Origin of the sequence: Streptomyces sp. SAT1, from assembly GCF_001654495.1 — a bacterium.
In the GTDB taxonomy this organism is placed as follows: Bacteria; Actinomycetota; Actinomycetes; order Streptomycetales; family Streptomycetaceae; genus Streptomyces; species Streptomyces andamanensis.
In genome coordinates, this window is record NZ_CP015849.1 from 634,608 (window position 1) to 657,902 (window position 23,295).

Below are 23,295 nucleotides of genomic sequence, written 5' to 3' on the forward strand. Positions count from 1 at the left end.
GAACCGTCTACACAAGAGTAGTCAAGCGGGCGGCGGCCGCGCCCACGGGCCGCGCCCGGAGCTGCGTACGGGCGACGAACACACCGCGCGGCCGCGGCAAGGTCAGCTCGCGGCCGCCGCCTCCACCGGCCCGCCCCGCCGGGCCCTGGCCGGGTGCCGCCACAGTCCCTCGGCGGCCAGCAGCGGCAGGACGCCCTCCCCGAACCAGTACGCCTCCTCCAGGTGCGGATAGCCGGACAGGACGAACTCGTCGATGCCCAGGGCGTGGTACTCCCTGATCCGCTCCGCCACCTCCCGGTGGCTGCCGACCAGGGCCGTGCCCGCGCCGCCGCGCACCAGTCCGATCCCGGCCCACAGATTGGGGTGGATTTCCAGCCCGTCCCGGCCGCCGCCGTGCAGCGCCAGCATGCGCCGCTGGCCCTCCGATTCGCTGCGGGCGAGCCCGGCCTGCACGGACCGCACCGTCTCGGGGTCGAAGCCGGCCAGCAGGCGGTGCGCCTCGGCCCAGGCCGACTCGGCGGTGTCCCGGGCGATGACGTGCAGCCGGATGCCGAACCGGAGGGTGCGCCCGTGCCGGGCGGCCAGGTCCCGGATCCAGGCGATCTTCCCGGCGACCTGGGCGGGCGGCTCGCCCCAGGTGAGGTAGACGTCGGCGTGCCGGGCGGCGATCTCTCCGGCGACCGGCGAGGAACCGCCGAAGTACACCTCGGGCACCGGATCGGGCAGCCGCACCAGCCGGGCGTCCTCGACCCGCAGGTGCGCGCCGCTCAGCCCGACCGTCCTGCCCGCCCACAGCCCCCGCACGATCTCCAGGAACTCGCCGGTGCGCCGGTAGCGGTCGTCCTTGCCGAGGAAGTCGCCGTAGGCCCGCTGCTCCTGGCTCTCGCCGCCGGTGACCACGTTCAGCAGCAGCCGCCCGCCGGAGTGCCGCTGGAAGGTGGCCGCCATCTGCGCGGCGAGCGTCGGGGAGACGAACCCGGGCCGGAAGGCGACCAGGAACTTCAGCCGCTCGGTGTGCCGGCTGACCATGGCGGTGGTGAGCCAGGCGTCCTCGCACCAGGCCCCGGTCGGGGTGAGCGCACCGGCGAAGCCGAGGTCCTCGGCGGCGCGGGCGATCTGGCTCAGATAGGCGACCGTGGGCGGCCGGTCCTGCCCGGCGACCCCGCCCGGAGCACCGTGGCCGCCGCCGACCACATGGCGGCTGTCGCCGTTGGTGGGCAGGAACCAGTGGAAGGTGAGGGACACGGGGTCTCCGTTCGCGAGTGCCCGTACGTGCGGGGAGTCCGGTGCGGGGCGGACCGGTGCGGGCGGGTGAGGACGGCGGGGTCGTGCGGGCGGTACGGACGGCCGGGGCGGACGGGCGGTGCGGACGGGCGGGGCGGACGGGCGGGGCTCAGCTCGCCGCGGCCAGCAGCGGGACGCGGCCCAGGGCCAGCGAGAACTGGTCGACCACCTGGGTCAGCGCCTCGCTCGCCGCGGGCGCGACGGTCAGCGTCCCGTCCTCGTGCACCGTGATGTCCTTGTCGAGGGTGAACCAGCCCTGCACGATGTGGGTGGCGCCCATGGAGTTGAGGACGGGCCGCAGCGCGTAGTCGATGGCGAGGACGTGCGCGACGGAGCCGCCGGTGGCCAGGGGCAGCACGGTCTTGCCGGTGAGGGCGTACTGCGGGAGCAGGTCGAGCAGCGCCTTGAGGACACCGGAGTAGGACGCCTTGTAGACGGGCGTGCCCACGACCACGCCGTCGGCGCGGGCGAACAGTTCGGTGGCCTCCACTATCGCCGGGTGGCGGAAGTCCGCGCCGAGGAGCGCCTCGGCGGGCACGGTGCGGATGTCGAGCGGGACCACCTCGTGGCCCTGGGCGGTCAGCCGCTGGTCGAGATGGCGCAGCAGACGGTTGGTGCGGGAGGAGGCGGAGGGGCTGCCGGAGACGGACAGGACGGTGGCCATGGGTCCTCTTTCTGGCACGGCGGAGCGGGCGGCGGCCGACGGCCCCCGAAGGTCCGGAAGAGCACCGGACCGGAACACGGGAAAACGCGTCGGCGGCCGCGGGCGGGAATGCGCGCGGAACGCTCACGGGGAAACAAGAAAAGAGACGTGAAGAGAAGAGAAGAAAGCGGAAACTCGGAGAAAGCAGAGAAAGCGGAGAAGGGCGGAAAACGCGGCCGCGCGATGGCGTACGACGGCCGAGCTGCTTCAGCGTGACGGGATGCGCGGCGCGGCCAGGGCCTCGCCGGCCGGGTGGCTCGGTGCGCTGTGCGGCGCGGCGCAGGAGAGGCGCGGCGGCTCAGACAGCGGGGCGACAGGAGGCGCTGGAGACACGGGCGAGGTCGACATGGCGTCGCCGCGTGAGGTCCGGTCGCGTGTTCATGTCGACGATCGTGACACCCGCGGGTGGGGCAGTCAAGAAGGAACCGGCAGGTCTCGTATCGCGGACCTCCGGCGCGCTACGCGATCCCCGTTCGATTTCCTTCATCCCTCTCGCGGGCGGGTTCCGTCATTCCTCTTCGCGGGCGGGCGTCACCACGAGGAAGGCGTCCGTGCGCAGGTCCATCACCACGGTCGCGGAGCTGCCCTCGGCCCTGCGGCGCGCCGCGTACTCCTCGGCGGGCCAGGACCCGCGCGGACCGCCCGCCGGGAAACGTGCCAGCACCTTCGCGTCCATGGTGTGCTCACCTCCGCGCCGGGCCGCCGGGAGCGGCGGCGTGTACGACCGTCTCCTCCCGCGCCTGCCCCGTGCGGGCGCGCTCATGCCAACCAGAGGCCGGTGACGAGCCGGGGGAGTGTCCGCGCGTCCAGCGGGCATCCGGTCAGCGCGGGGACAACGACCACGACAGCACAACGACCACAACGGCACGGAGAGGCGAAGATGGAGATCAGCGGCATCATCAGTGCCATCGTCATCGGCATCATCATCGGTGTCCTGGGACGGCTCGTCGTTCCGGGCCGCCAGCACATCGGGGTCATCTGGACGATCGTCATCGGCATCATCGCCGCACTGATCGGCGCGGCGATCGCCTCCGCGCTCGGTGTCGACGACACCAAGGGCGTGGACTGGATCGAATGGCTCATCCAGATCGCGCTCGCCGCGGTGGGGGTGGCCGCGCTGGACCGGGCCAAGTCGCCCACGCGCTGACTCCGCGGGACCCGCCCGGGGCGGGCCGGCGCCGCTTCCCCGCGCGCCGGCCCGCCCGCGTACGCCCTGACCCGGCCCGGGACCGCTCGACGCGCCCGGCTCGGGGTCGGGGCGCACGGGTGTTCAGGGCGTACAGATGTACGGCGTCGTCGTGGTCAGCGGTTCGAAGCCGAGGCGCTGGAGGATGGGGCGGCTCTCGTCGGAGGCGTCGACGTGGAGATACGCGTAACCCCGTTCGGCGGCGATCCGGGCGCGGTGGGCGACCAGGGCGCGGTAGATGCCGCGGCCGCGCCAGCCCTCGGCGGTGCCGCCGCCCCACAGACCGGCGAACCGGGTGTCCGGCAGCAGTTCCGCGCGGGCCGAGCTCACCGGTTCCCCGTCGGCCAGGACGACGAACGCGGCCAGGGTGTCCGGGGCGGCGGAGAGCTGGGTGAGGACACGGTGGCGCAGGTCCGCCGGGTCCGAGCCGAACGCCTTCGTGTGGGCCTCGCCCATGAGGTCCACCCCGGCCTCGTCGGTGACGGCGTGCAGGCTGACGCCGTCGGGCAGCGCGGTGTCCAGGGCCAGCCCGGCGATCTCCGCGACCATGAGCGTCTCCGGCGGCTCGGCGGTGAATCCGGCGTCCGTCAGCCGCTGCCCGAGGTCGGCGGGACGGTCGTGCCCGTACAGCTTCCATTCGAAGGGGTGGCCGAGCGCGCCGAAGTGGGCGACCTGGGCGGCGATCTCCGCGTCGGCACCGGCCTCGTCCAGCGCCGACCACAGCACGCCGTTCCAGTCCTGTGCGCTGCGGCCGGTCTGCCGCACCACCTTCCCGGCGCGCTCGACGCGCGCGGCGGGGCTGTCGGGGCGCGCGTGCTCACGCAACTCCCGGTCGTAACGGGCGAGAACAGTGGCGTGATCCATGCGCCCGACCTCATCAGAGCCGACGGCCCCGGGCAACGGGATTAGCTCCGGGCCGCCGTGCGGCTGCCCCGGCCGCCGTGCGGCTACCCCAGTTCCAGGGTGGTGACGCCGAAGACCCGCTCACCGGCGTGCGGCCGCACCGGCCCCGTGTACATCCGGGCGGTCTCGAAGGACGGGGTGAGACCGGCCTGTTCGGCCAGGGCGACGCCCGCCGTGTTGGACGCGGGGACGTCGAGGGAGACCTGGCGGCCCGGGACGTCGGCGCAGAGCGCGTCGAACAGGGCGTGCGCGTCCTCGGCGGTGTCGGCGAAGAGCGGTCCGATCCGCACCCCGTCGCGGGCCGGGCGCAGTACGCCGTAGCCGGTGACACGGCCCGCGGCGCGGCGGACGAGGCCGCGGTGGCCCGGGGTGCTCAGCCACTGGGCGACGAACCTCGGCCGGTCGGCGGGGTGGCAGGCGGCGTCGTAGGCGGTGATGTCCGCGAGGTCCGCGGCGGCGAAGGCCCGGACGCCGCCGGGGGCGGTGGTGGCGGGCGCGGTGCCGGTGTACCGGACGGTGCGGTGGGCCGGACGGAAGCCGGACTGCCGGTAGTTGTCCTGCTGGGCGACGACGCCGTCGAGGCCGACGGTGCGGCTGCCGGCATGCGCGAGGCCGGTCTTCCAGGTGGTCAGGCCGTGGCCCCGGCCGCGCAGGTCGGGGCGGACGAGGTAGCAGCCCAGGAAGGCGAAGTCCGGGCCGTGGTTGACGACGGAGATCGCGGAGACCGGCTCGCCGCCGATCCGGCCCAGGAAGAAGCCGTCCGGGTCCTGGGCGAAGAAGGCCGGGCCGTCGGACAGCCCGGGGTTCCATCCCTCGTCGGCCGCCCAGCCGCTGATGACCGGCCAGTCCTCCAGGGTCGCCGGGCTGAGGACGAGGTCGTCGTGGGCCTCCGGGGCCATCGGTGCGCTCCATTTCCGTGGGGGCGGGTGCGCGCAGCATCCTTCCGGATCACGGGCGGGCGCGCCACGGCCGGATCAAGCCGCGTGCCGCGCCCGGCGGGTGCACGGCGCGCGCGGGCCGGTGCCGGGGGTCCCACCGGTGGGGGGAGCGGCCGGCGGGCCGCGGTGGGACACTCCCCCGTGTCGTCCTGGCCCGGGTCAGCGGGCCGCCCCGGGCCGGAAGCGCCGGTAGAGGACGGTTCCGCCGAGCAGGAGCGCGGCGCTCGCGGCGACGGCGGGCATCGCGTGGTCCGCGCCGGTGTGGGCGAGGGACACCTCGGTGTGCGGTACGGCCGCGGGCGCGGGGTGCGTGACGGGCCGGGGCGCCGGGCGCGGGGCGGGGTGCGCGGGCGGGGTGACCGGGTGCGGGGCGGGCCGGTCGGTGGAGGTGTTGACGGACGTGTTGCCGGTGGCCGGGTTGCCGATGCCCACCACGTTCACGCTGTTGCCGCTGACGTTCACCGGGAGGTGCACCGGGAGCTGGACGCCGTTGCCGGAGAGCACGCCGGGCGAGTCCTTCGCACCCTCGTGCGCCGTGGCGCCGCCGCCGGGCTGTGCCTCGTGCGTCCCGTGCGTCCCGTGCGCCTCGTCGCTCCCGTGACCGGTGGAGGCGGCGCCGGAGGAGGTGTTGGCGCAGCGGTTGCCCGCCGCGGGGTTGAGCAGGCCGACGACGTTCACCGTGTTGCCGCACACGTTCACCGGGACGTCCACCGGGAGCTGGACGCCGTTGCCGGAGAGCAGTCCGGGAGAGCCGGCCGCAACGCCGTCCGCGTCGGCCGCGAACGCGGCGGACACCGGCACCGCCACCGCCACCGCGCCGGAGGCGGCGAGGGCGATCACACCATTTCGGGTAACCCGTTTCATAGGTCCTGTGCCTTCCAGAAAGGGGCGCGGGCACTCGCCCGCACCGGGTAGAACGCGGGTCGGCCATCCGAGTTATGGCTTGTGCGGCTTTCACCCCTTCGGGCGATGCGCCCGGCCCGGTCCCGGGGCTCGGGCTCGAACGGCGCGGCACCTGTCGTACGTGCGCCGCAACGGTCCGGCACCGGGAGGCGGGGCGCCCGGGGCCCGCTTATGGTGGGCGAGGGCGTTGTCCCGGTCCGTGGCACGGCGCCCCTGGAGGCGCCCATGCCGGTCAAGCCGTCGACGCGGTCCCTGGCGCGGCGCTGTGCCTGCGCCGGAGCCGTCACACTGGGCCTTCTCGGCGCGTGCCTGCCCGCGGCCGCCGCGGACGGCGGGCAGCCGGGTCTGGACCGCTTCTACCGGCAGAAAGTGACGTGGTCGGCGTGCGAGGCGGGCGCGCCCAAGGACCTCCAGTGCGGCAAGGTCACCGTGCCGGTCGACTACGCCCGTCCGGGCGCGGGCACCCTCGATCTGGCGCTGGCCCGCTACCGGGCCACGGGGCACCGGCGGGGGTCGGTGGTGCTGAACTTCGGCGGTCCCGGCGCCCCGGGCGTGTCGGAACTCGCGCTGAGCGGGAAGCAGTTCATGGACCTGACCAACGGCTACGACGTGGTGAGCTTCGACCAGCGGGGCGTCGGCCGGTCCTCCCCGGTCAGCTGCGGTGTCGACGCCGGCGGCTCCGCGGAGGGCGGCTCGGGCGACGCCGTCGTCGACCTGGGCGACGCGCGGGCCGCGCGCAAGGCGCTGGCCGAGTGGAAGCAGGTGGCGGCCGAGTGCGCCCGGCACTCCGGGCCGGTGCTGCCCCACATAGGCACCGTCGACGCGGCCCGCGACCTCGATGTGATCCGCCAGGCGCTCGGCGACCGCGGGCTCAACTACCTGGGCTTCTCCTACGGCACCCGGCTGGGCGCGGTGTACGCCGCGGAGTTCCCCGGCAACGTGGGCCGGATGGCCCTGGACGGCGTGGACACGCTGACCGAGTCGGCTCAGCAGCAGGGGCTGGTGGCGGCGCAGGGCCAGCAGACGGCACTGGAGGACTTCCTGGACTGGTGTGTGCGGGACATCGCCTGCCCGTTCGGCCAGGACCGGCGCCGGGCGGGCGACCAGGTCGTCCAGCTCGTCCGGTCGCTGGACGAGAACCCGGTGCCGACCGGGCTGGGCGGCCGGCTGACCGGCCAGCAGCTCGTGGGCGCCGTCGGGCAGGCGCTGTACAGCAAGGCGATGTGGCCGTCGCTGGAGCGCGCGGTCGCCTCGCTGGTGCAGGACGGCGACACCCGTCCCGTGCAGACCCTCGCCTCCGGCGGCCTCGCGCTGCCGGGGGCACGCTCCGGTCAGCTCCGGGCGGCGGGGAAGGCGTCCGGCGGCGGGCTCACCGACAACGCGGCCGTGCCGCTGGACAATCTTCCGGCCGCGATGATGGCGATCGACTGCGCGGACGACCCGGACCGCCCGGACGCCGGGCGGCTCGTCCAGGACCTCGGCCGGCTGAGTGCCGAGTACACACAGGTCTCCCCGGTCTTCGGCCGCTACCGGCTCAACGAGCTGCTGATGTGCTACGGACGCCCGAAGGGCACCGACTTCGTCCGGGAGCGGGTGAAGGACGTCGACACGGCGAAGATGCTGCTGGTCGGCACCCGGGGCGACCCGGCGACCCCGTACCGCTGGACCGTGGAGACGGCGCGGCGGCTGGGCTCCTCGGCCGTGGTGCTCGACAACCGGGGCGAGGGGCACACCGGGTACGGGTCCTCGCGGTGCGTGCACCGGAAGGTGGACGACTTCCTGCTCTACGGCTCCCTGCCCGCCGACGGCAGTTCGTGTCCGCCGGACCGGGAGCCGGACACCGGCGGGTGAGCGAACGGGCCACGACGACCGGTTCGGGTGGTCCGGGCGCGGGGACGCAACCGGACGGCACCCTGGGTGGTCCCACTGAAGGAGGGGCGGGCGGGGCGGCGGCCTCGGGGCCGGTCGTCCGCCGCTCCCGTACGCGACCACGACCGTCTCTGGGGGAACCATGCGTATCCGTACCGCCGTCGCCCTGTCGGCCGCTCCGGCCGCCGTCGCCGCCCTGCTGCTGGCCGCCTCGCCCGGTCAGGCGGCCCCCGCGCCCGCCGCCTGCGCCGCCTCGCAACTGACCGTCCGGGCGCGGGCGGTGCCCGCCGAGCCGTCCGTGGTCCGCCTCCAGGTCACCAACCGGGGGCGGGTCTGCGCGGTGGACCGGATCCCCACGGTGACCTTCGGGGACCTGGACGGCGCGGCGACCCCGGTGCCGCCGGGCGAGAGCGGCCCGTTCCGGCTGGCCGCCGGGGGCACGGCCTACGCGGCGGTGCGTACCGTCGCCGACCCGGCGGACCCCGAGGCCCGCCGGGTCCCCGCCCTGACCGTGGCGGCGGACCCGGCGCTGCCGGGCCGGACGTTCACCGCCTCGGAGCTGGGCGCGGGCGACTCGGTCCGGGTGTGGGAGCCGGTGACGACCTGGTGGCAGGCGTCGGCCGCCGCGGCGGACCGGGCGATCGGGCTCAGCCGGTGACGATCTCGGGCCGGTAGAGGTCGAGCCAGACGGCCAGGTCGAGGGTCTTCTCCAGGCTGCGCCGCGCCGCCTGCGTGCTGACGGGGGTGTCGACGTGCGCGGCCTGGCGCACCCGCTCACGGTCGACCAGGTCGAAGACCGGGTGGCTCGGCCGGGCGAGCAGATCCTTGACGTGGCCCTGGAGTGCGAGCGCGTACGCCGGGTCCTGGGTGGAGGGGTAGGGGCTCTTGACCCTGTCGTACACGGACTTGGGCAGCACGTCCGCGGTCGCCTCCCGGAGCAGGCTCTTCTCCCGTCCGTCGAACGACTTCAGGGACCAGGGCGTGTTGTAGACGTACTCCACGAGCCGGTGGTCGCAGAACGGCACACGGACCTCCAGGCCGACCGCCATGCTCATCCGGTCCTTGCGGTCGAGCAGGACGCGGACGAAGCGGGTCAGGTGCAGATGGCAGATCTGCCGCATCCGGAACTCGAAGTCGCTCTCCCCGTCGAGGCGGCGGATGCCGGCGACGGCGGTGCGGTAGCCGTCCGCGATGTACGCCGGCAGGTCCAGGGCGCGGGCGAGGTCCGGGCGCAGCACGTCGCCGTCGTCGCCGAAGTCGCGGCTGAAGCGCACCAGCCACGGGAAGGTGTCGGCGCGGCGGGCCTCCTCGTCGAAGAACTGGAGGTAGCCGCCGAAGACCTCGTCGGCGGACTCGCCGGACAGGGCGACCGTGGAGTGGTCGCGGATGCTGCGGAACAGCAGGTACAGCGAGGCGTCCATGTCGCCGAAGCCCATGGGCAGGTCACGGGCGCTCAGGACGCGCGCCCGCACCTCGGGGTCGGCCAGCGACTGCGCGTCGAGCACGATGTCCTGGTGGTCGGTGTCGGCGGCGCGGGCCAGGTCGTGCACGAACGGGGTGTCGGGGGTGCCGCGCAGCTCGTCGGCGACGAAACGGTCCGTCTGACCGACGAAGTCGACGGCGAAGCTGCGCACCTTCTCGCCCTGCTCGGCCAGTTGCCGGGCGGCCAGCGCGGTCATCGCCGAGGAGTCGAGGCCGCCGGAGAGCAGGGTGCAGCGGGGCACGTCGGCGACGAGCTGGCGGCGCACGATGTCGTCGAGGAGCGAGCGCACGGTGGCGATGGTGGTGTCGCGGTCGTCGGTGTGCGGGCGGGTTTCGAGCCGCCAGTAGACGCGGGTGTGCAGGCCGTCGCGGTCGACGGTGACGACGGTGCCGGGCTGGACCTCGCGCATGCCGTCCCACACGGCGTGCCCGGGGGTCTTGACGAACGTGAACAGTTCGCGCAGGCCGTCCAGGGTGACCCGGCGGCGGGCCAGCGGGTTGGCGAGGATCGCCTTGGGCTCGGAGCCGAAGAGGACTCCGTCGGGGGTGGGATAGTAGTAGAACGGCTTGATGCCCATGCGGTCGCGGATCATGACGAGCTTGTCGTGGCGGCCGTCCCAGATCGCGAAGGCGTACATGCCGTTGAGCCGCTCGGCGACGGCGTCGCCCCATTCGAGATAGCCGCGCAGCACGACCTCGGTGTCGGAGTCGGTGGTGAAGCGGTGGCCGCGCGCGGCGAGGTCGGCGCGCAGTTCCGTGAAGTTGTAGGCCTCACCCGAGTAGACCATCGCCACGGTGCCGTCCGGGGTGGTGTCGCTCATCGGCTGGCGTCCGCCGGGCAGGTCGATGATCGCGAGCCGGCGGTGTCCGAGGGCGGCGGGGCCCTGCGCCCACGTGCCCCGGTCGTCGGGGCCGCGGCAGGCCATCGTCTCCGTCATCGCGTCCAGTGCCGCCGCCTCGGAACGCAGGTCGCGGTCGAAGGAGACCCAGCCGGTGATACCGCACATGTCCCTACCTCCAGGCGAAGCAGTTGTAACAAGCACCTATATGACGAGCGTGTTTCACGCACCCGGCACCGGTCAACGCGGCCGTCGCCCGGACGGCCGGGCCACCCCCGCGCTTTCGGCCGCGCTTTGCCTTCGCGAGGCCCGCCGGTACGCGTGCCGCCAGGAGTGGTCCACCGGGAACCGGCCACCGGCAAAGACTTCTCCAACGGCCACCTCCGGCCAGCCGCCCGTATGCGATCCGGCGGACGGCCGGGGCAAGCGGGAGCCCGGAGCGACGAGTTACCCCCGAGCGGGACCTGATTACTCCAAATGCCCGATACGTGAATCGGCCCTATGGTGCTGTCATGGAGCACGATCTGAGTCCCGCGACCCTCGCCGAGCTGCGGCGCCCGCGCAGCTACCCCGCCGTGTCCGTGCTCACGCCGACACACCGCAGGGAACCCGACAACGCCCAGGACCGGGTCCGGCTGCGCAATGCCGTGGCCGAGGCCAAGAAGCAGCTGGAGACCGATCCGGCGGTCACCCGGGAACGCCGCGCCGACGTCGAACGCCAGCTCGACGAGGCACTGGCCGAGGTGGACCTGACCTACGCGGAGGACGGACTGCTGATCTTCGCCGCCCCCGGCGAGCACCAGGTGTGGTCGCTGGGCCGCAGCGTGCCGGAGCGGGTGGTGCTCTCGGACACCTTCCTCACCCGCAACCTGGTCTCCGCGAACGCCGCCGAGAGCCCCTTCTGGGTCCTGTCGGTCTCCGCCGACCGGATGACCCTGTGGAGCGGCGGCGGGGGCCGGGTCGCCGAGGACCGCACCGGCGGGTTCCCGCTGACCCGGGACCTCACCGAGAACTTCGACGCCGAGCGCCAGGAGCGGACCGGCGACGCGCCGAGCACGTTCCGCGACGAGCGCACCCGCCAATTCCTGCGGGAGGCGGACACCGCGATGGGTGCGGTGCTGCGCGAGCGCCCGCGGCCGCTCTACGTCACCGGTGAGCCGGGCGCGCTGGCCGTCCTCGACGAGTGCGGCGGCGTCGCCCGGCACGCGGTGCACGTCCCGCACGGCGGGCTGGCGCACGCCACGCCCGAGGCCGTGCGGCGCGCGCTGCAACCGGTGCTCCGGGCACGGGCCCGCGAGGAGACCGACGCCGTCACCCGGGAGCTGGAGGCGGCCCGCGGGCGCAAGGAGTTCGCGGCCGGCGTCGACGAGCTGTGGCGCAGCGCCCGCGAGGGACGGGTGCGGCTGCTGGTCGTCGAGGAGAACTACCGGGTGACCGTGCGCGACGACGCCGGGGACCATCTGGTCCCGGCGGCGGGCGGCGATCTCGACGCCCGTGAGGACATCGTGGACGAGATCGTCGAGCAGTGCCTGGAGACCGGGGCCGAGGTCCGCTTCGTCCCGGACGGCACCCTCGGCGAGGAACAGCGCATCGCCGCCGTGCTGCGCTACTGAACCCTCCCCCGGCCGCCTCGGCCGAACCCGCCCGCCCCGGCCCCCGCTCCCCCAGCTCCCTCCTCGCCGGCGTCTACGCTACGGCGGAATCCGTCGACAAGGGCCGGCAAGGAGGGAGCGCACGTGGGCGAGCTGCTGGGGGTGGCCGTACTGGGTGCCGGACACATGGGCGCCGATCACATACGGCGTCTTGACCGGGTGGTGAGCGGAGCCAGGGTCGCCGCCGTGGCCGACCCGGACACCGCGCGGGCCGAAGCGGCAGTGGGCGGCATCGAGGGCGCCTCGGTGCACGGCGAGGCCGTGGCCGCCCTGGACGCGCCCGGGGTGGACGCCGTACTGATCGCCTCACCCGGTCCGGCGCACGAGGAGGCGCTGCTCGCGGCCTTCGCGCGGGGCCTGCCGGTGCTGTGCGAGAAGCCGATGGTGCCGGACCCGGCCGGGGCGCTGCGGGTGGTGGAGGCGGAGGCGCGGCTCGGGCGGCGGCTGGCGCAGATCGGCTTCATGCGGCGCTACGACACCGGCTATCTGCGGCTGAAGGCCCTGCTGGACGGCGGGGAGTTGGGGCGTCCCCTGATGCTGCACTGCACGCACCGCAATGTCTCCTCGCCGCCGCACTTCACCAGCGCCATGCTGATCAACAGCTCGGTGTCGCACGAGATCGACGCGGCCCGCTGGCTGCTCGGGCAGGAGCTGACCGCCGTGACCGTGCTGCGTCCGGCGTCCTCCGCCCGGTCACCCGAAGGGCTGGCGGACCCGCAGTTCGTGCTCTTCGAGACGGAGCGGGGCGCGCTGGTGGACGTCGAGGTCTTCGTCAACTGCGGCTTCGGCTACCAGGTGCGCTGCGAGGCGGTGGGCGAGACGGGCAGCGCGCGGATCGGCGACGACCACGGGATGCTCGTCACCGCGCGGGGCCGGGCGCGCGAGGAGGTGCCGCAGGACTATCTCGTGCGCTTCGCCGACGCCTACGACCGCGAGGTGCAGTCCTGGGTCGACGCCACCCGGGGCGGGCGGGTCACCGGTCCCGGCGCGTGGGACGGCTATGCCGCCTCCGTCGTCGCCGAGGCGGGCGTCCGCTCGCTGGAGAGCGGGGGCCGGGTGCCGGTCGCCCTCGCCCCGCGCCCGGGGCTGTACGGGCCGGACGGCCGCTGAGCGCGGGCACGCCGCGCGGGGGCGCGGCGCGGTGGCGCGGCGCGGGGTCCCATGCGGGACGGGGCGCCGCGCTGTCCTGCGCGCTTCACACCGCGCCGAACAGCGCGGTCAGGCCCCGGTCGACGGCCGCGCCGACGTCCTCCTGGCCGGCCGCGACGACCGCGTAGCTGCGCAGCAGGAAGCGGTGGAGCGCCGGGGTGTCGAACTGGAGGAGGGCCATGCCCGACCTGGAGTGCAGTTCGACCGCGGTCCGGGCGTCGCCGCAGGGCCAGAAGTGCACGTCGCCCGCCCCGACCGGCTGGCCCAGCCCTTCTTCGAGCAGGGTGCGGGAGAAGGTCCAGGTCACCTCCTCCCCGTCCAGTGACGCCTCGGGCGGGAAGTCCACGTGCACGGCCAGCGGATCCACGGAGGCGTAGCGGAGCGTGGCGGGGACGGGGAGTTCCTGCCCGTCCGCGGTGATCAGGCGGGCGCGGGCGGACTGTTCGAGGGTGATGTCCATGGTCGGTCTCCCCTGCGGGTCGGAGGTCGGCCGGTTCTGCCGTGTGTTCTTAGGAGCCCGTAGGTGCCGTTCGCATTACGCCTGACCGCCCCCCAATTCATGTGACCTGCGTCACTCCGGCCGTGCCGGACTGCCGCATGCCGCGAGCGGAGGGTGTCGCACTGTCGAACGCACACGCGAACGGCGCCTCCGGCAGCTCGACGGTCCGTCGGAATACGTAGACGGCATACGCTCCAGTCAGCGGATGCAGTACGCGGACGACGGAGGCCGAGCCGCTCCGAAGAGACTGTGGCATATGCCAGAAGCACCACCGTATCGGGTGTCGCCGAATCCCTTACGGGCCGCCGTCCGCTGTGCCACAGTCGTAGCGGGCCCTTCTTTCGCGGGCTCCTCTCCTGCCGCGCGATCCCCGTCCCCGTATCGGAGTGCGCCATGCCGTCCCCCCCTGCCCGCGGACCGCTCCCCCGGCCCACCGCCGGGGCGCGGCCGGGCCGGCGAGGGACGGGAGGACGCCCGGCGTGGACGGGACAGAGCCCGGCGGGACCGCACGCCGGACACACCCTCCGGCCCGGTGGCCCGCTCCTGCCGCGCTCCGGTGCCGGGGCGCGGCTGGGCGGCGGCCGTGAGCCGGCTGCCGCCGACGCCCGCACCGCGGTTCGCCGCCGCGCGCGACGCGCGCGAGCGCGCACGGGCGGCCCGGTCTCGGAGGAGTCCGGCGCGGCCGTGCGCGAGGACGGCACCGGTGTGCTCGCCGCCCGGATGACGTCCCGGTCGGTCCCGGTCGGCGTGACGGCATGACGGTGGGACGGTGGTGGGATCCGGTCCGGCACTTGCCCGTACGGCGGACGCGTCCGGGCCCGCCCGCTACACCGGTGTGCCGCCCGCGCCCTTGCCCCGGGGCCGGGGCATGGCGAGGCGGATCTCCTCGCGCAGCTCGTGGATCCTCGGATACCCGGCGTACTGGGCGGTGAGCCGGTACATCTCGCGCAGCCGGTCCCAGGTGCGCCGCGAGGAGTTGGACCCCATCGACATCAGGGCCAGCCGCGCGTAGCGGTCCGCCTGCTCCGGGTCGTCCGCGATGAAGCAGGCGGAGGCCATGGACAGATGGTCGAAGATCTTCGACCGCTCACGGCCGTCGATCCGCAGCGCGAGCGCCTTCTCCGCGTAGTGCTGGGCGTGCACGGCCGCGTCCGGGTCGAACTCCGCCAGTGTGCGGTAGGCGAGCGCCTGCATCCCGTACAGGTCCTCGGCCTTGAAGGTCTGCATCCAGGGCAGCGGTTCGCCGTCGCCCCTGTCGGCGACGAACAGGTCCTCGGCGCGGCCGAGGGTGCGGCGCATGGCCTGTCCCTTGCCCATCGCGGCCTGCGCCCAGGCCTCGATGGTGTGGAACATCGCCTTGGTGCGCGGCTGGAGCCGGTCGCCGGAACCGGACTGGGCGAGCTTCATCAGGTCCAGCGCCTCGTCGGGCCGGCCCAGGTGCACCTTCTGGCGGGCCGCGCGCGACAGCGCCTCACCCGCGCGGGGCCGGTCGCCGCCCTCGCGCGCGGCGTGGGTGGCGATGACGAAGTACTTCTGGGCGGTGGGTTCCAGGCCGACGTCGTGCGACATCCAGCCGGCCAGCACGGCGAGGTTGGCGGCGACGCCCCACAGGCGCCGCTGGAGATGGGCGGGGTGGCGGTAGGCGAGCATGCCGCCCACCTCGTTGAGCTGGCCCACCACCGCCTTGCGCTGGAGGCCGCCGCCGCGCGCGGCGTCCCAGGCGCGGAACACCTCCACGGAGCGTTCCAGTTCCTCGACCTCCTCCGCCCCGACCGGGGCGGCGTCGTAGCGGTCGAATCCGGCGGGGTCGGCGTTGAGGGGGTGGTCGAGTGGGGGGGCGTCGCCCGTCAGGGCCGGTTCGGTGTGCAGCCAGTCGTGCAGGGCACCGCTGAGTGCTGATCCCGCGGTGAGCGCGGCACCCGCGCCCACCAAGCCGCGTCGGTTGAGCATGAGGTCCATTCCCGTGAATTCGGTGAGGACCGCGGCGGTCTGCTCGGGCGCCCACGGCATGCCGTCGGGATGTTCCGCTTCCCCGTCGCCCTGCCGTCTCCCCGTGCGCCCGTGCCGTACCAGACCGAGATCCTCGATGGTCACGACACGGCCGAGACGCTCGGTGAACAGGGCCGCCAGCACCCGTGGCACGGGATCGCGCGGGATCTCTCCCATGTCGATCCAGCGCCGTACCCGGGAGGTGTCGGTCGCCAGCTGGGGGTGGCCCATGGCCGCCGCCTGCCGGTTGACCAGCCTCGCGAGCTCCCCCTTGGACCAGCCGGCCAGGCCGAACAGATCCGCGAGACGGGCGTTGGGTTGTCCTGTCACGTCAAGCCCCCAGGTACTCGGCTGAGTTGACAGTAGCCCCGGTGAGAGTTGCCGGGCGACTATTCGCCAGGGTTCGCCAGGGCACGCCACATGGTGTGCCACGGGGCGACCGGTGTCAGGTAGGAAAGCGCCGCCCCGACCCGGTCGCCAGGGACATTCCCCAGGGTGCACCCGGGCGTCCGGGCCGGGCAGCGCACTTCGAGCAGCAGGCACACGAAGGGATCTGTCTCGCCCATGTACGCAGCATCGTCCTCCGTGTCCGCCCCGCCCCGGCCGCTGCGTCCCCGTCCGGGCGTCGGCGGCCCCCTCCTCGACCCCGCGCGTCCGCCGGCCCCCGTGCTCGGCGTGGGCCGGCCGCGGCGCGCCGCGGGGCTCGGCACACCACCCCTGAGCGGGAGGCTCGACCTGTCCGGCCCGCAGGGCGCGCCCCTGCGCACCGCCCTCGCCTCGGTGCAGCGGATCTGTCCGGAGTTCGCACCGGTCCAGGTGCTGCGCCGCAGCGGCCGCTCCGTGCTCCTGGTCGGCACGACCGGGCGCGCCACGGCGGTCGCCAAGTGCTTACTGGACCCGTCCCGCGAGTGGGCCGAGCGGTACCGGCACGAAATAGCGGTCTACCGCTCGTTCGTCCGGCACCGGCCCCCGGTCCGTGTGCCCCGGCTGATCGCGGCGGACCCTGACAACTGCACCCTCGTCATCGAGCGCGCGCCGGGCCGGGTGGCCGCGCTCCAGCGGCACCCGTCGCAGACGCCGCCGCGGGCGGACATCCGCGCGGCCCTCGGCGCGCTGTGCCGGCTGAACACCTGGCGGCCGCCCGCGGGGACGTTCGACGCCCCGCTGGACTACGCCGCCGAGATCGCCCGCTTCCACGAGCTGGGCCTGCTCACCGACCGCGACATGGGCGACCTCCAGAAGCTGCTGCACGGCATCGCGCACGCGGCGGGCCGGCAGGGCATGGCCCAGTTCTGCCACGGCGACGCGCTGCTCGCCAACATCCTGCTCTCCCCGGCCGGCCCGGTCCTGGTGGACTGGGAGCACGCGGGCTGGTACCTGCCGGGCTACGACCTGGCGACGCTGTGGTCCGTGCTCGGCCAGGCGCCCGAGGCCCGGCGGCAGATCAGCCAGCTCGCCCAGGCGGCCGGACCGGGGGCGCGGGACGCCTTCCTGGTGAACCTGATGCTGGTGCTGACCCGGGAGATCCGCACCTACGAGACGGCGGTGCAGCGCTCGATGCACGACCCGGCCCCGGCGGCACCGGGCATGCCCCACCCGGCCGCCGCCCCGGCCGGCGAGGAGCAGCGGCTGCTGCTGCGGCGGCTGCACGACGACTGCCAGCTGGCGCGCCGGGCCGTGCGCGCCGCGGTCGGCACCCGCTGAGGGCACACGAGGGAGGTCCGCGGCACCCCGTCGGGACGGGCATGCCACGGACCTCTTCCGTGTGCGCGGCGGGCACAGGTGCACGCCGACCACAGGTGTACGCCACTGACGCGCCGCAGGCCCGCGCGGCGCCGCGGCGAAACTCGCCGGGCCCCTGCCTGACATGGGAAATCGCCTCCTCGCGCGCATGATTGACGGATCGTCGGACAGCCGGTACCACTGACCCACGCCGGCCCCGCACGCCCCGTCACGCACGCCCGAGCGCCCCAGGAGGCAGCATTGCGAGGATCCGTCAGCGACTCCGACCTCACCGGGGGCCGCAGAGCCACGCCGGGGCGGGCCGCCGCGCGTACGGCGGGCGGCGCCCTCGCCTGCGCCGCGCTGCTGCTGCCGCTGCTGGGCGCCCCGTCCGCGGGTGCCGCGGACGACACCGGCCGGCTCCAGCACGCGTTCTCCGCCGCGGCCGAGCGCTACCACGTACCGCTCAGCGTCCTGCTGGGCGTCTCCTACCTCCAGTCCCGCTGGGACGGGCACGCCGGGGCCCCGAGCGTGAGCGGCGGCTACGGCCCGATGCACCTCACGGACGCCCGGACGGCGCTGGCCCGCGCCGGGGAGCACCACGGCGACGGGGCCGAGGACCCGCGCGGTGACGATGCCCGCCCCGCCCTGCACCCGGCGGCACCCGCCGCCGTACCGGCGGACTCCGCGCTGCCGGACCGGCTGAAGACCCTGCCCCGGGCGGCCGCCCTGACCGGGACGCCCGCCGAGCGGCTGCGGGCGGACGCGGCCGCGAACATCGCGGGCGGCGCCGCCCTGCTGGCCGACGCGCAGCGGCGGCTGGGCGAGCCGCTGAGTGCGGACCCCGCCGCCTGGTACGGGGCGGTGGCCCGGTTCTCCGGCGCGCAGGACAGCGGCACGGCGGCGGCCTACGCCGACGACGTGTACGCCGTGATCCGCTCCGGTGAGCGGCGCACCACGGACGCCGGGCAGCGCGTCGTGCTCGCGGCCCGGCCGCGGCTGGCCCCCGACCGGGCCCTGCTGGCGCGGACCGGGCTCGCACCGGCCTCCTCGGCCGGTACGGAGTGCCCCGCCTCGGTGTCCTGCGAGTGGGTCCCGGCGCCGTACCAGGAGTTCGGCGCCGACGACTACGGCAACCACGACCTGGGCGACCGGCCGAGGTCCGAGCGGATCCGGTACATCGTCATCCATGACACCGAGGGCCGCTGGGACGGTGTCCTCAACCTGGTCCAGGATCCGACCTATGTGTCGTGGAACTACACGCTGCGCTCCACCGACGGGCACATCGCCCAGCACGTGGACAACAAGGACGTGTCCTGGCACGCGGGCAACTGGTACGTCAACGCCACGTCGATCGGGCTGGAGCACGAGGGCTTCCTCGCCGATCCGGACGCCTGGTACACGGAGGCGATGTACCGCTCCTCGGCGCGGCTGGTGCGCTATCTCGCCGGGAAGTACGGCATCCCGCTGGACCGGCAGCACATCCTGGGGCACGACACGGTGCCGGGTCCGACCGCCGGGGCCGTCCCGGACATGCACACCGACCCCGGCCCGTACTGGGACTGGCGGCACTACTTCGAGCTGCTGGGCCGCCCCTTCGTGCCGACCGCGGGCAGCGGCGGCGGACTGGTGACGATCCGCCCGGACTACGCGGCCAACGGGACGGAGTACACGGGCTGCGTCACCGCCGGGACGCCGTGCGCGGCGCACGGCTCCAACGAGGTGCGGCTGTACACCCGGCCGGACGCGTCCGCCCCGCTGGTCAAGGACATCGGGCTGCGTCCGGGCGGCGGTGACTCCACGACCGATGTGAACGACGTGGCCTCGCGGGCGGAGACCGGCCAGCAGTACGCGGTGGCCGGGCGGCAGGGCGACTGGACGGCGATCTGGTACCTCGGCCAGAAGGCATGGTTCCGCAACCCCGCGCGGCAGGCCACCGCGGTGAACGCGGCCGGGCTGGTGGTCACGCCGAAGCCGGGCGTGGCCGGTGTGCCCGTGTACGGCAGGGCGTACCCGGAGAAGGAGGCGTATCCGGCCGGGGTGCCGGTGCAGGCCGTGACACCACTGCCGTACACGCTGCCGGCCGGCCAGCGGTACGTGCTCGGGGACGCGGTGCCCGGTGAGTACCTGTACTCGGTCACGTTCACCACCGACTCGCACCGGGTGGTGGTCGGCAAGGACCTGTACTACGAGATCCAGTTCGGCCACCGGGTGGCGTTCGTCCGGGCGGCGGACGTACAGGTGCGGCCCTCGGGCCGGTGACCGCGTGCGGGGCCGGCCCCCTTCGGGAGGGGGCCGGCCCCGCACGGGTGTGCCGGTCGGCTGCTCAGCCCTGCTGGAACAGCTCGGCGGGCAGCGGCTTGAGCAGCGCGTACAGGTCGTCCGTGATCGGGCGGTCCCAGGCGGCGATGGTCACCAGGACGCCGTCGCTGCGGTCGAACTGGACGCAGGAGATCCGGCTCTCGGAGAGCTTGAGGCGGCGCACGATCAGCAGATTGTCGCCCTGGAGCACCGGCATGTCCTCGGTGCCGACGACGGTGATCTCCTCGTCGTTCTCCAGGGCCAGCAGCAGCTGGGCCACCTCGAAGGGCACCTCGCCGTCGGGGACCTCGCGGGCCGGGGAGCCCTCGGGGAGGTTCCCGATGATCATCGCGGTGCCGCGGCCGCCGAAGAGGTCGTAGCGCAGGAACACGCCCTGGCAGGTGCCGTCGGGCGCGGGCAGCAGCCCGGCGCCGAGATTGCCGGGCCAGTCGCCCGGGTCCATGGCCAGAACGTCGAAGTCGGGCCCGGCGGGCGTGGCGCTGCGGCGACGGAGGAACGACATGCCGCCATGGTACGTGTCCCGGCGTGCCGCGCGACGTGCGGGCGGCCTCCGTCCGGGGCGGACCTCACCCGGAACCGGCCGGTCCGCCGTCGCGGCGCCCGCTCGTGCCGGCCGGGGGGGCGGGGCGGGCGCGCAGCCGTGCGCGGTCGGGGCCCGCGAGGAAGGAGGCGGCGGCCTGGGCGAGCGCCGCGGTGAGGTCGCCGGTGCCGTGGGCCCGGCGCAGGGCGCCGGGCGCCGGGCGAGGAACGGGCCCTCGTGTTCGGTCCGGTGGTCCGGTGGTCCGGCGCAGGACGGGCACGGTGGGGGCGCGCGCGGCGGCGTCGAGCCGTTCGGCCGCTTCGGGCACGGGCAGCAGCCGGGTGGCGGCGGCGGGGCGGGGGCGAGCGCGGCGGGCCGGACGGCACGGGCGAAGAGCGCCCGCACGGCGACCCGCGGACGGCCGCCACAAGGGCGTCGGCGGCGTACGCACCGGCGCCCGGGAGGACGTCCGGACAGCCCGCACCCGGGCGGCGGGCCCGGCGGCGTCGGCCGGCTCGTCCAGGACACCGCCGACGCCGTCGTGGCGGAGGGTCAGCACGAGATCGAGCGCGCGACGGGTGCCCCTGCCGGGCGGTTCCTGTATGCGGACGGTGGCGGACGGGCCGGTGCCCGTTGATCGGGTACGGATGCGCCGGGCGGTCCGGCGAGCGACACCGGGCCACCGGGCCTCCGGGCCTCCGGGCGTGGTGTAGGGCGGCCCGCTGCGCCACCCGGCTGGCGGCACGGCGTCCCCCGCCGATCGGGCCGAGACCGGGCCCCGGCCCCGGCCCCACAGCCTGGTCCCCGATGAAACCGTACGGATACGCCCAGCGATCCGACCGCCGACACCCAACCGCCGGACGTGGTGCACAACGGCCCGCCGCGCCACCGGCCGGTAGCACGGCGTCCCCCGCCGATCGGGCCGGGACCGGGCGACGGCCCCGGCGCGCCCGCCGGTCCTCCGCCCGTGCGGCGGACCTCGGCGCCCGGCCCCGCCTCACCGCGCCGTCTCCCGGTACACGCCCGCCCCGGCCGCCCGGACGGGCGGGAGGTCATCGCACGGACTTCGCCGGGCGGCGCCGTCCGGCGCTCCGCGTGACGTGTCGCCGCACGCCCGGGGCCCCGGTCCACGGCGGCGGAAGGCGGAGCCCGGCCGCCCTCGTCCGGCCGCCGCACCGGCGGAGCCCGGCGGTGCGTGTCACTCCTCGGGCGGGGACGGCGGGATCACCGCGATGGGGCCGGGGGCGTGCAGCAGGACCGCCTGGGTGACGGAGCCCATCATGCGGGCGGGCGCCAGCAGGCGGCGGCGGTGGCGGCCGACCACGACGAGTTCGGCGTCGCGGGAGGCGCCGACCAGCCGGCCGGCGGCGTCGCCGGGGAGGACCTGTACTTCGGCGGGTACATCGGGGTGCCGGGTCCGGTGCGGGGCGAGGAAGCCGTCGGCGAGGGTGCCGACCTCGCTCTCCACCTCGTCCTGGGCGATCACCGGCATGGGCACTTCCCCCGCCGCCGCTCCCCAGGTGCGCACCGGCCACGGATAGGCGGTGACCACCTGGACGCGGGCCCCGCGCAGGGCGGCCTCGGCGAAGGCGAAGGCGAGCACGGCGTCGTCGGGGCTGTCGACGTTCAGACCGGCGACCACCCGCGGCCCGGGGGCGACGGCCGGGGCTTCGTCGTCGTCGACCTCGCGTCCGGGCCGGGGCACCACGACGACCGGGCACTCCGCGTCGCGCGCGGCGGCCAGGCCGTTGGAGCCCAGCAGAAGGCTTCTGAAGCCGCCGCGGCCCCGGGAGCCGAGCACCAGCAGCCGCGCGGTCGCGCCGAGTTCGGGCAGCAGGGCGCCGGGCAGCCCGTCGAGTCCGTCGTACCCGACGTCCGTCCCGGTGTCGCCCTGCGCCGCCACATGGGCGCGGGCCGCGTCGAGCACCTCGTCCCCGGCGTCCGCGGGCGGCCCGGTGACCAGGACGTCGGGCTGGGTCCAGGGGGCGTACTGGCGGACGTGGACGACGCGCAGCGGCGCCCGACGGCGCCGGGCCGCGTCCAGCGCCCAGTCGAGGGCGCGCAGGCTGTCGTCGGAGCCGTCGACAGCTGCGACGACCGGCGGAGTGCTCATGGGTACCTCATCTCCGGAGGGCGGCCTTCCCTGCCGCGCCAGCCTGGCAAAGGCGTCGGCGCGGACCGGGCTTTGAAGGTCGCGTGTCCGGAAAACCGGCGGGAACACCCCCGGTTCGGCCTCCGGCGCCCCCGCTCAGGTGAGGTCGAACTCCCCTTCCCGTGCTCCCGAGACGAACGCGCCCCACTCCGCGGGGGTGAAGATCAGCGAGGGGCTCTCCGGGCGACGGCTGTTGCGCATCGCGATGAATCCCTCGACGAAGGCGATCTGGACATCCCCCAGGCCACGGCTGCTGGACTGCCACTCGGCGCTGGTGAGGTCCAGCTCGGGCTTGTCCCATCCCGCGAGCGGGTGCTGCTGGACAGTGCTCTCGGCCACGTCCGTGCTCCTCCCGATTCCGTCGTCCGCGGCTCAGCCTAGCGATCGAGTGGCATCGCCGACAGGCCATCCGCGCGGGGCGTCCGGTCGGTCAGGAAGGACGGCAGGGGAGGCCGGTCAGGAAGGGTGTCACCACGGAGAGGAACTCCTCGGGCCGCTTCGCGTGCACCAGGTGCCCCGCGTCCACGGTGACGACGCGGGCGCCGGGGATCAGCGCCGTCAGGCCGGTGACCTGGTCCTGGGGGACGGAACTGGACGCCCCGCCCGCGACCAGCAGCGCGGGCGCGGTGATCCGGCCCATGCCCGCGGCCCAGGCGGGGTCGGGCGCGTTGCGCTGGCGGTCGGTGGCCAGGATCATCTCCCAGTCGTACGGCAGTTCGCCGCGTGGCCGCGCGGCCGGCGGCCGGGGCGGGTCCAGTGGGAGGGGCACGGGCACGTCCTCCAGGACGAGCCGCCGTACGCGTGCGGGCGCGTGCTGGGCGATCAGGCAGGCGACGGCGCCGCCCAGCGAGTGGCCGACGACGTCGGCCCGTTCGGCGCCGAGCACGTCGAGGAGGCCGAGCACGTCGTCGCGCAGCGCCTCGTGGGCGTAGGCACCGGGCCGGTCCCCGAGCCGGCTGCTGCCGCCGTGGCCGCGCAGGTCCGGGGCGTAGAGGCGGCACGGACGCGGTCCGCCCGCCAGGCGGCGCGCGATCGGGGCCCAGTCGCTGCCGTCGGCGCCCCGGCAGTGCAGCAGGACCACGGGCGGCGCGTCCGCCGGGCCCCAGGCGCGGTAGGCGAGGGTGATGCCGTTGACGTCGGCGGTGTGCGGTCCGGTGTCCATGCGGGGACGGTAGCCGGGGCG

The 23,295-nt window shown here is 75.0% G+C and carries 22 protein-coding genes; 7 read left to right on the forward strand and 15 right to left on the reverse strand.

Annotation, left to right across the window (positions count from 1 at the left end; genetic code table 11):
- Nucleotides 1–102 precede the first annotated feature (102 nt).
- From A8713_RS02650 to A8713_RS33730, 4 genes are all read right to left on the reverse strand, one after another.
- A complete protein-coding gene (locus tag A8713_RS02650; protein WP_064531223.1) occupies nucleotides 103–1,245 on the reverse strand; it encodes an LLM class flavin-dependent oxidoreductase in 1,143 nt (380 codons plus the stop codon).
- Between the two features lie 148 nt (nucleotides 1,246–1,393).
- Complete coding sequence (gene ssuE / locus A8713_RS02655) at nucleotides 1,394–1,948, reverse strand: NADPH-dependent FMN reductase (RefSeq protein ID WP_018569419.1); 555 nt, start codon at nucleotides 1,946–1,948, stop codon at nucleotides 1,394–1,396.
- 337 nt (nucleotides 1,949–2,285) lie between these two features.
- Nucleotides 2,286–2,474 carry a putative leader peptide gene (locus tag A8713_RS34860; RefSeq protein WP_382852151.1) on the reverse strand — a complete coding sequence of 63 codons (189 nt, stop codon included), beginning with the start codon at nucleotides 2,472–2,474 and terminating at the stop codon, nucleotides 2,286–2,288.
- A gap of 21 nt (nucleotides 2,475–2,495) precedes the next feature.
- Nucleotides 2,496–2,663 (reverse strand): hypothetical protein, encoded by a 168-nt coding sequence (locus tag A8713_RS33730; RefSeq protein WP_173860795.1) that lies wholly within the window; start codon nucleotides 2,661–2,663, stop codon nucleotides 2,496–2,498.
- A gap of 204 nt (nucleotides 2,664–2,867) precedes the next feature.
- Here A8713_RS33730 and A8713_RS02660 point away from each other — a divergent pair, with 204 nt between their 5' ends.
- Nucleotides 2,868–3,134, forward strand: a complete 267-nt coding sequence (locus A8713_RS02660) for a hypothetical protein (RefSeq protein ID WP_064531224.1) — start codon at nucleotides 2,868–2,870, stop codon at nucleotides 3,132–3,134.
- A 123-nt stretch (nucleotides 3,135–3,257) separates the two neighbouring features.
- Here the strand turns inward: A8713_RS02660 and A8713_RS02665 are convergent, their stop codons facing one another.
- The 3 genes from A8713_RS02665 to A8713_RS34760 all read right to left on the reverse strand — a co-directional run bounded on the left by A8713_RS02665 (nucleotide 3,258) and on the right by A8713_RS34760 (nucleotide 5,854).
- A complete protein-coding gene (locus A8713_RS02665) occupies nucleotides 3,258–4,037 on the reverse strand; it encodes a GNAT family N-acetyltransferase (RefSeq protein WP_064531225.1) in 780 nt (259 codons plus the stop codon).
- Between the two features lie 83 nt (nucleotides 4,038–4,120).
- A complete protein-coding gene (locus A8713_RS02670) occupies nucleotides 4,121–4,975 on the reverse strand; it encodes a GNAT family N-acetyltransferase (protein WP_064531226.1) in 855 nt (284 codons plus the stop codon).
- A gap of 198 nt (nucleotides 4,976–5,173) precedes the next feature.
- Complete coding sequence (locus A8713_RS34760; protein ID WP_064531227.1) at nucleotides 5,174–5,854, reverse strand: chaplin; 681 nt, start codon at nucleotides 5,852–5,854, stop codon at nucleotides 5,174–5,176.
- Nucleotides 5,855–6,142: 288 nt separating this feature from the next.
- On the opposite strand from A8713_RS34760, the gene A8713_RS02680 reads away from it, so the two are divergent.
- On the forward strand, nucleotides 6,143–7,768 hold the full coding sequence (locus A8713_RS02680) for an alpha/beta hydrolase (RefSeq protein ID WP_064531228.1): 1,626 nt from the start codon (nucleotides 6,143–6,145) through the stop codon (nucleotides 7,766–7,768).
- A gap of 160 nt (nucleotides 7,769–7,928) precedes the next feature.
- Nucleotides 7,929–8,444, forward strand: coding sequence for a DUF4232 domain-containing protein (locus A8713_RS02685; protein ID WP_064531229.1), 516 nt, complete (start codon nucleotides 7,929–7,931; stop codon nucleotides 8,442–8,444).
- Here A8713_RS02685 and asnB read toward each other — a convergent pair.
- The gene (asnB, locus tag A8713_RS02690) at nucleotides 8,434–10,275 is read right to left on the reverse strand and encodes an asparagine synthase (glutamine-hydrolyzing) (protein WP_064531230.1); all 1,842 of its coding nucleotides are present in this window, start codon (nucleotides 10,273–10,275) and stop codon (nucleotides 8,434–8,436) included. The genes A8713_RS02685 and asnB overlap by 11 nt on opposite strands.
- Nucleotides 10,276–10,619: 344 nt before the next feature.
- Between asnB and A8713_RS02695 the strand changes: the two genes are divergently transcribed.
- The gene (locus tag A8713_RS02695; RefSeq protein WP_064531231.1) at nucleotides 10,620–11,720 is read left to right on the forward strand and encodes a baeRF3 domain-containing protein; all 1,101 of its coding nucleotides are present in this window, start codon (nucleotides 10,620–10,622) and stop codon (nucleotides 11,718–11,720) included.
- Between the two features lie 123 nt (nucleotides 11,721–11,843).
- Complete coding sequence (locus A8713_RS02700) at nucleotides 11,844–12,869, forward strand: Gfo/Idh/MocA family protein (RefSeq protein ID WP_064531232.1); 1,026 nt, start codon at nucleotides 11,844–11,846, stop codon at nucleotides 12,867–12,869.
- An 85-nt stretch (nucleotides 12,870–12,954) separates the two neighbouring features.
- On the opposite strand, the gene A8713_RS02705 is transcribed toward A8713_RS02700, so the two are convergent.
- Together A8713_RS02705 and A8713_RS02710 are read right to left on the reverse strand one after the other, a co-directional pair.
- Nucleotides 12,955–13,368 (reverse strand): SsgA family sporulation/cell division regulator, encoded by a 414-nt coding sequence (locus A8713_RS02705; RefSeq protein WP_064531233.1) that lies wholly within the window; start codon nucleotides 13,366–13,368, stop codon nucleotides 12,955–12,957.
- A gap of 864 nt (nucleotides 13,369–14,232) precedes the next feature.
- On the reverse strand, nucleotides 14,233–15,726 hold the full coding sequence (locus A8713_RS02710; RefSeq protein WP_064531234.1) for a DNA-binding protein NsdB: 1,494 nt from the start codon (nucleotides 15,724–15,726) through the stop codon (nucleotides 14,233–14,235).
- Between the two features lie 234 nt (nucleotides 15,727–15,960).
- Here A8713_RS02710 and A8713_RS02715 point away from each other — a divergent pair, with 234 nt between their 5' ends.
- A complete protein-coding gene (locus A8713_RS02715; protein ID WP_064531235.1) occupies nucleotides 15,961–17,100 on the forward strand; it encodes an aminoglycoside phosphotransferase family protein in 1,140 nt (379 codons plus the stop codon).
- A gap of 279 nt (nucleotides 17,101–17,379) precedes the next feature.
- Nucleotides 17,380–19,380, forward strand: a complete 2,001-nt coding sequence (locus A8713_RS02720; RefSeq protein ID WP_064531236.1) for an N-acetylmuramoyl-L-alanine amidase — start codon at nucleotides 17,380–17,382, stop codon at nucleotides 19,378–19,380.
- A gap of 64 nt (nucleotides 19,381–19,444) precedes the next feature.
- On the opposite strand, the gene A8713_RS02725 is transcribed toward A8713_RS02720, so the two are convergent.
- The 5 genes from A8713_RS02725 to A8713_RS02745 form a co-directional block, all read right to left on the reverse strand.
- Nucleotides 19,445–19,942 carry a hypothetical protein gene (locus A8713_RS02725; RefSeq protein ID WP_064531237.1) on the reverse strand — a complete coding sequence of 166 codons (498 nt, stop codon included), beginning with the start codon at nucleotides 19,940–19,942 and terminating at the stop codon, nucleotides 19,445–19,447.
- Between the two features lie 64 nt (nucleotides 19,943–20,006).
- Nucleotides 20,007–20,288 (reverse strand): hypothetical protein, encoded by a 282-nt coding sequence (locus A8713_RS33455; protein WP_159393064.1) that lies wholly within the window; start codon nucleotides 20,286–20,288, stop codon nucleotides 20,007–20,009.
- Between the two features lie 870 nt (nucleotides 20,289–21,158).
- Nucleotides 21,159–22,073 (reverse strand): universal stress protein, encoded by a 915-nt coding sequence (locus A8713_RS02735; RefSeq protein WP_064531239.1) that lies wholly within the window; start codon nucleotides 22,071–22,073, stop codon nucleotides 21,159–21,161.
- A 135-nt stretch (nucleotides 22,074–22,208) separates the two neighbouring features.
- Nucleotides 22,209–22,451 carry a DUF397 domain-containing protein gene (locus A8713_RS02740; protein ID WP_018569437.1) on the reverse strand — a complete coding sequence of 81 codons (243 nt, stop codon included), beginning with the start codon at nucleotides 22,449–22,451 and terminating at the stop codon, nucleotides 22,209–22,211.
- 91 nt (nucleotides 22,452–22,542) lie between these two features.
- A complete protein-coding gene (locus tag A8713_RS02745; protein ID WP_064531240.1) occupies nucleotides 22,543–23,274 on the reverse strand; it encodes an alpha/beta fold hydrolase in 732 nt (243 codons plus the stop codon).
- Nucleotides 23,275–23,295 lie beyond the last annotated feature (21 nt).

Excerpts from the sequence above, each read along its gene's own strand:
- A8713_RS02735 (WP_064531239.1), bottom strand. The coding sequence starts at position 22,073 with ATGAGCACTCCGCCGGTCGTCGCAGCTGTCGACGGCTCCGACGACAGC.
- A8713_RS02660 (WP_064531224.1), top strand. The coding sequence starts at position 2,868 with ATGGAGATCAGCGGCATCATCAGTGCCATCGTCATCGGCATCATCATC.
- A8713_RS34860 (WP_382852151.1), bottom strand. The coding sequence starts at position 2,474 with ATGAAGGAAATCGAACGGGGATCGCGTAGCGCGCCGGAGGTCCGCGAT.
- A8713_RS33730 (WP_173860795.1), bottom strand. The coding sequence starts at position 2,663 with ATGGACGCGAAGGTGCTGGCACGTTTCCCGGCGGGCGGTCCGCGCGGG.
- asnB (WP_064531230.1), bottom strand. The coding sequence starts at position 10,275 with ATGTGCGGTATCACCGGCTGGGTCTCCTTCGACCGCGACCTGCGTTCC.
- A8713_RS02705 (WP_064531233.1), bottom strand. The coding sequence starts at position 13,368 with ATGGACATCACCCTCGAACAGTCCGCCCGCGCCCGCCTGATCACCGCG.
- A8713_RS02695 (WP_064531231.1), top strand. The coding sequence starts at position 10,620 with ATGGAGCACGATCTGAGTCCCGCGACCCTCGCCGAGCTGCGGCGCCCG.
- A8713_RS02725 (WP_064531237.1), bottom strand. The coding sequence starts at position 19,942 with ATGTCGTTCCTCCGTCGCCGCAGCGCCACGCCCGCCGGGCCCGACTTC.
- A8713_RS02685 (WP_064531229.1), top strand. The coding sequence starts at position 7,929 with ATGCGTATCCGTACCGCCGTCGCCCTGTCGGCCGCTCCGGCCGCCGTC.
- A8713_RS02670 (WP_064531226.1), bottom strand. The coding sequence starts at position 4,975 with ATGGCCCCGGAGGCCCACGACGACCTCGTCCTCAGCCCGGCGACCCTG.
- A8713_RS02665 (WP_064531225.1), bottom strand. The coding sequence starts at position 4,037 with ATGGATCACGCCACTGTTCTCGCCCGTTACGACCGGGAGTTGCGTGAG.
- ssuE (WP_018569419.1), bottom strand. The coding sequence starts at position 1,948 with ATGGCCACCGTCCTGTCCGTCTCCGGCAGCCCCTCCGCCTCCTCCCGC.
- A8713_RS02715 (WP_064531235.1), top strand. The coding sequence starts at position 15,961 with ATGTACGCAGCATCGTCCTCCGTGTCCGCCCCGCCCCGGCCGCTGCGT.
- A8713_RS02680 (WP_064531228.1), top strand. The coding sequence starts at position 6,143 with ATGCCGGTCAAGCCGTCGACGCGGTCCCTGGCGCGGCGCTGTGCCTGC.
- A8713_RS02745 (WP_064531240.1), bottom strand. The coding sequence starts at position 23,274 with ATGGACACCGGACCGCACACCGCCGACGTCAACGGCATCACCCTCGCC.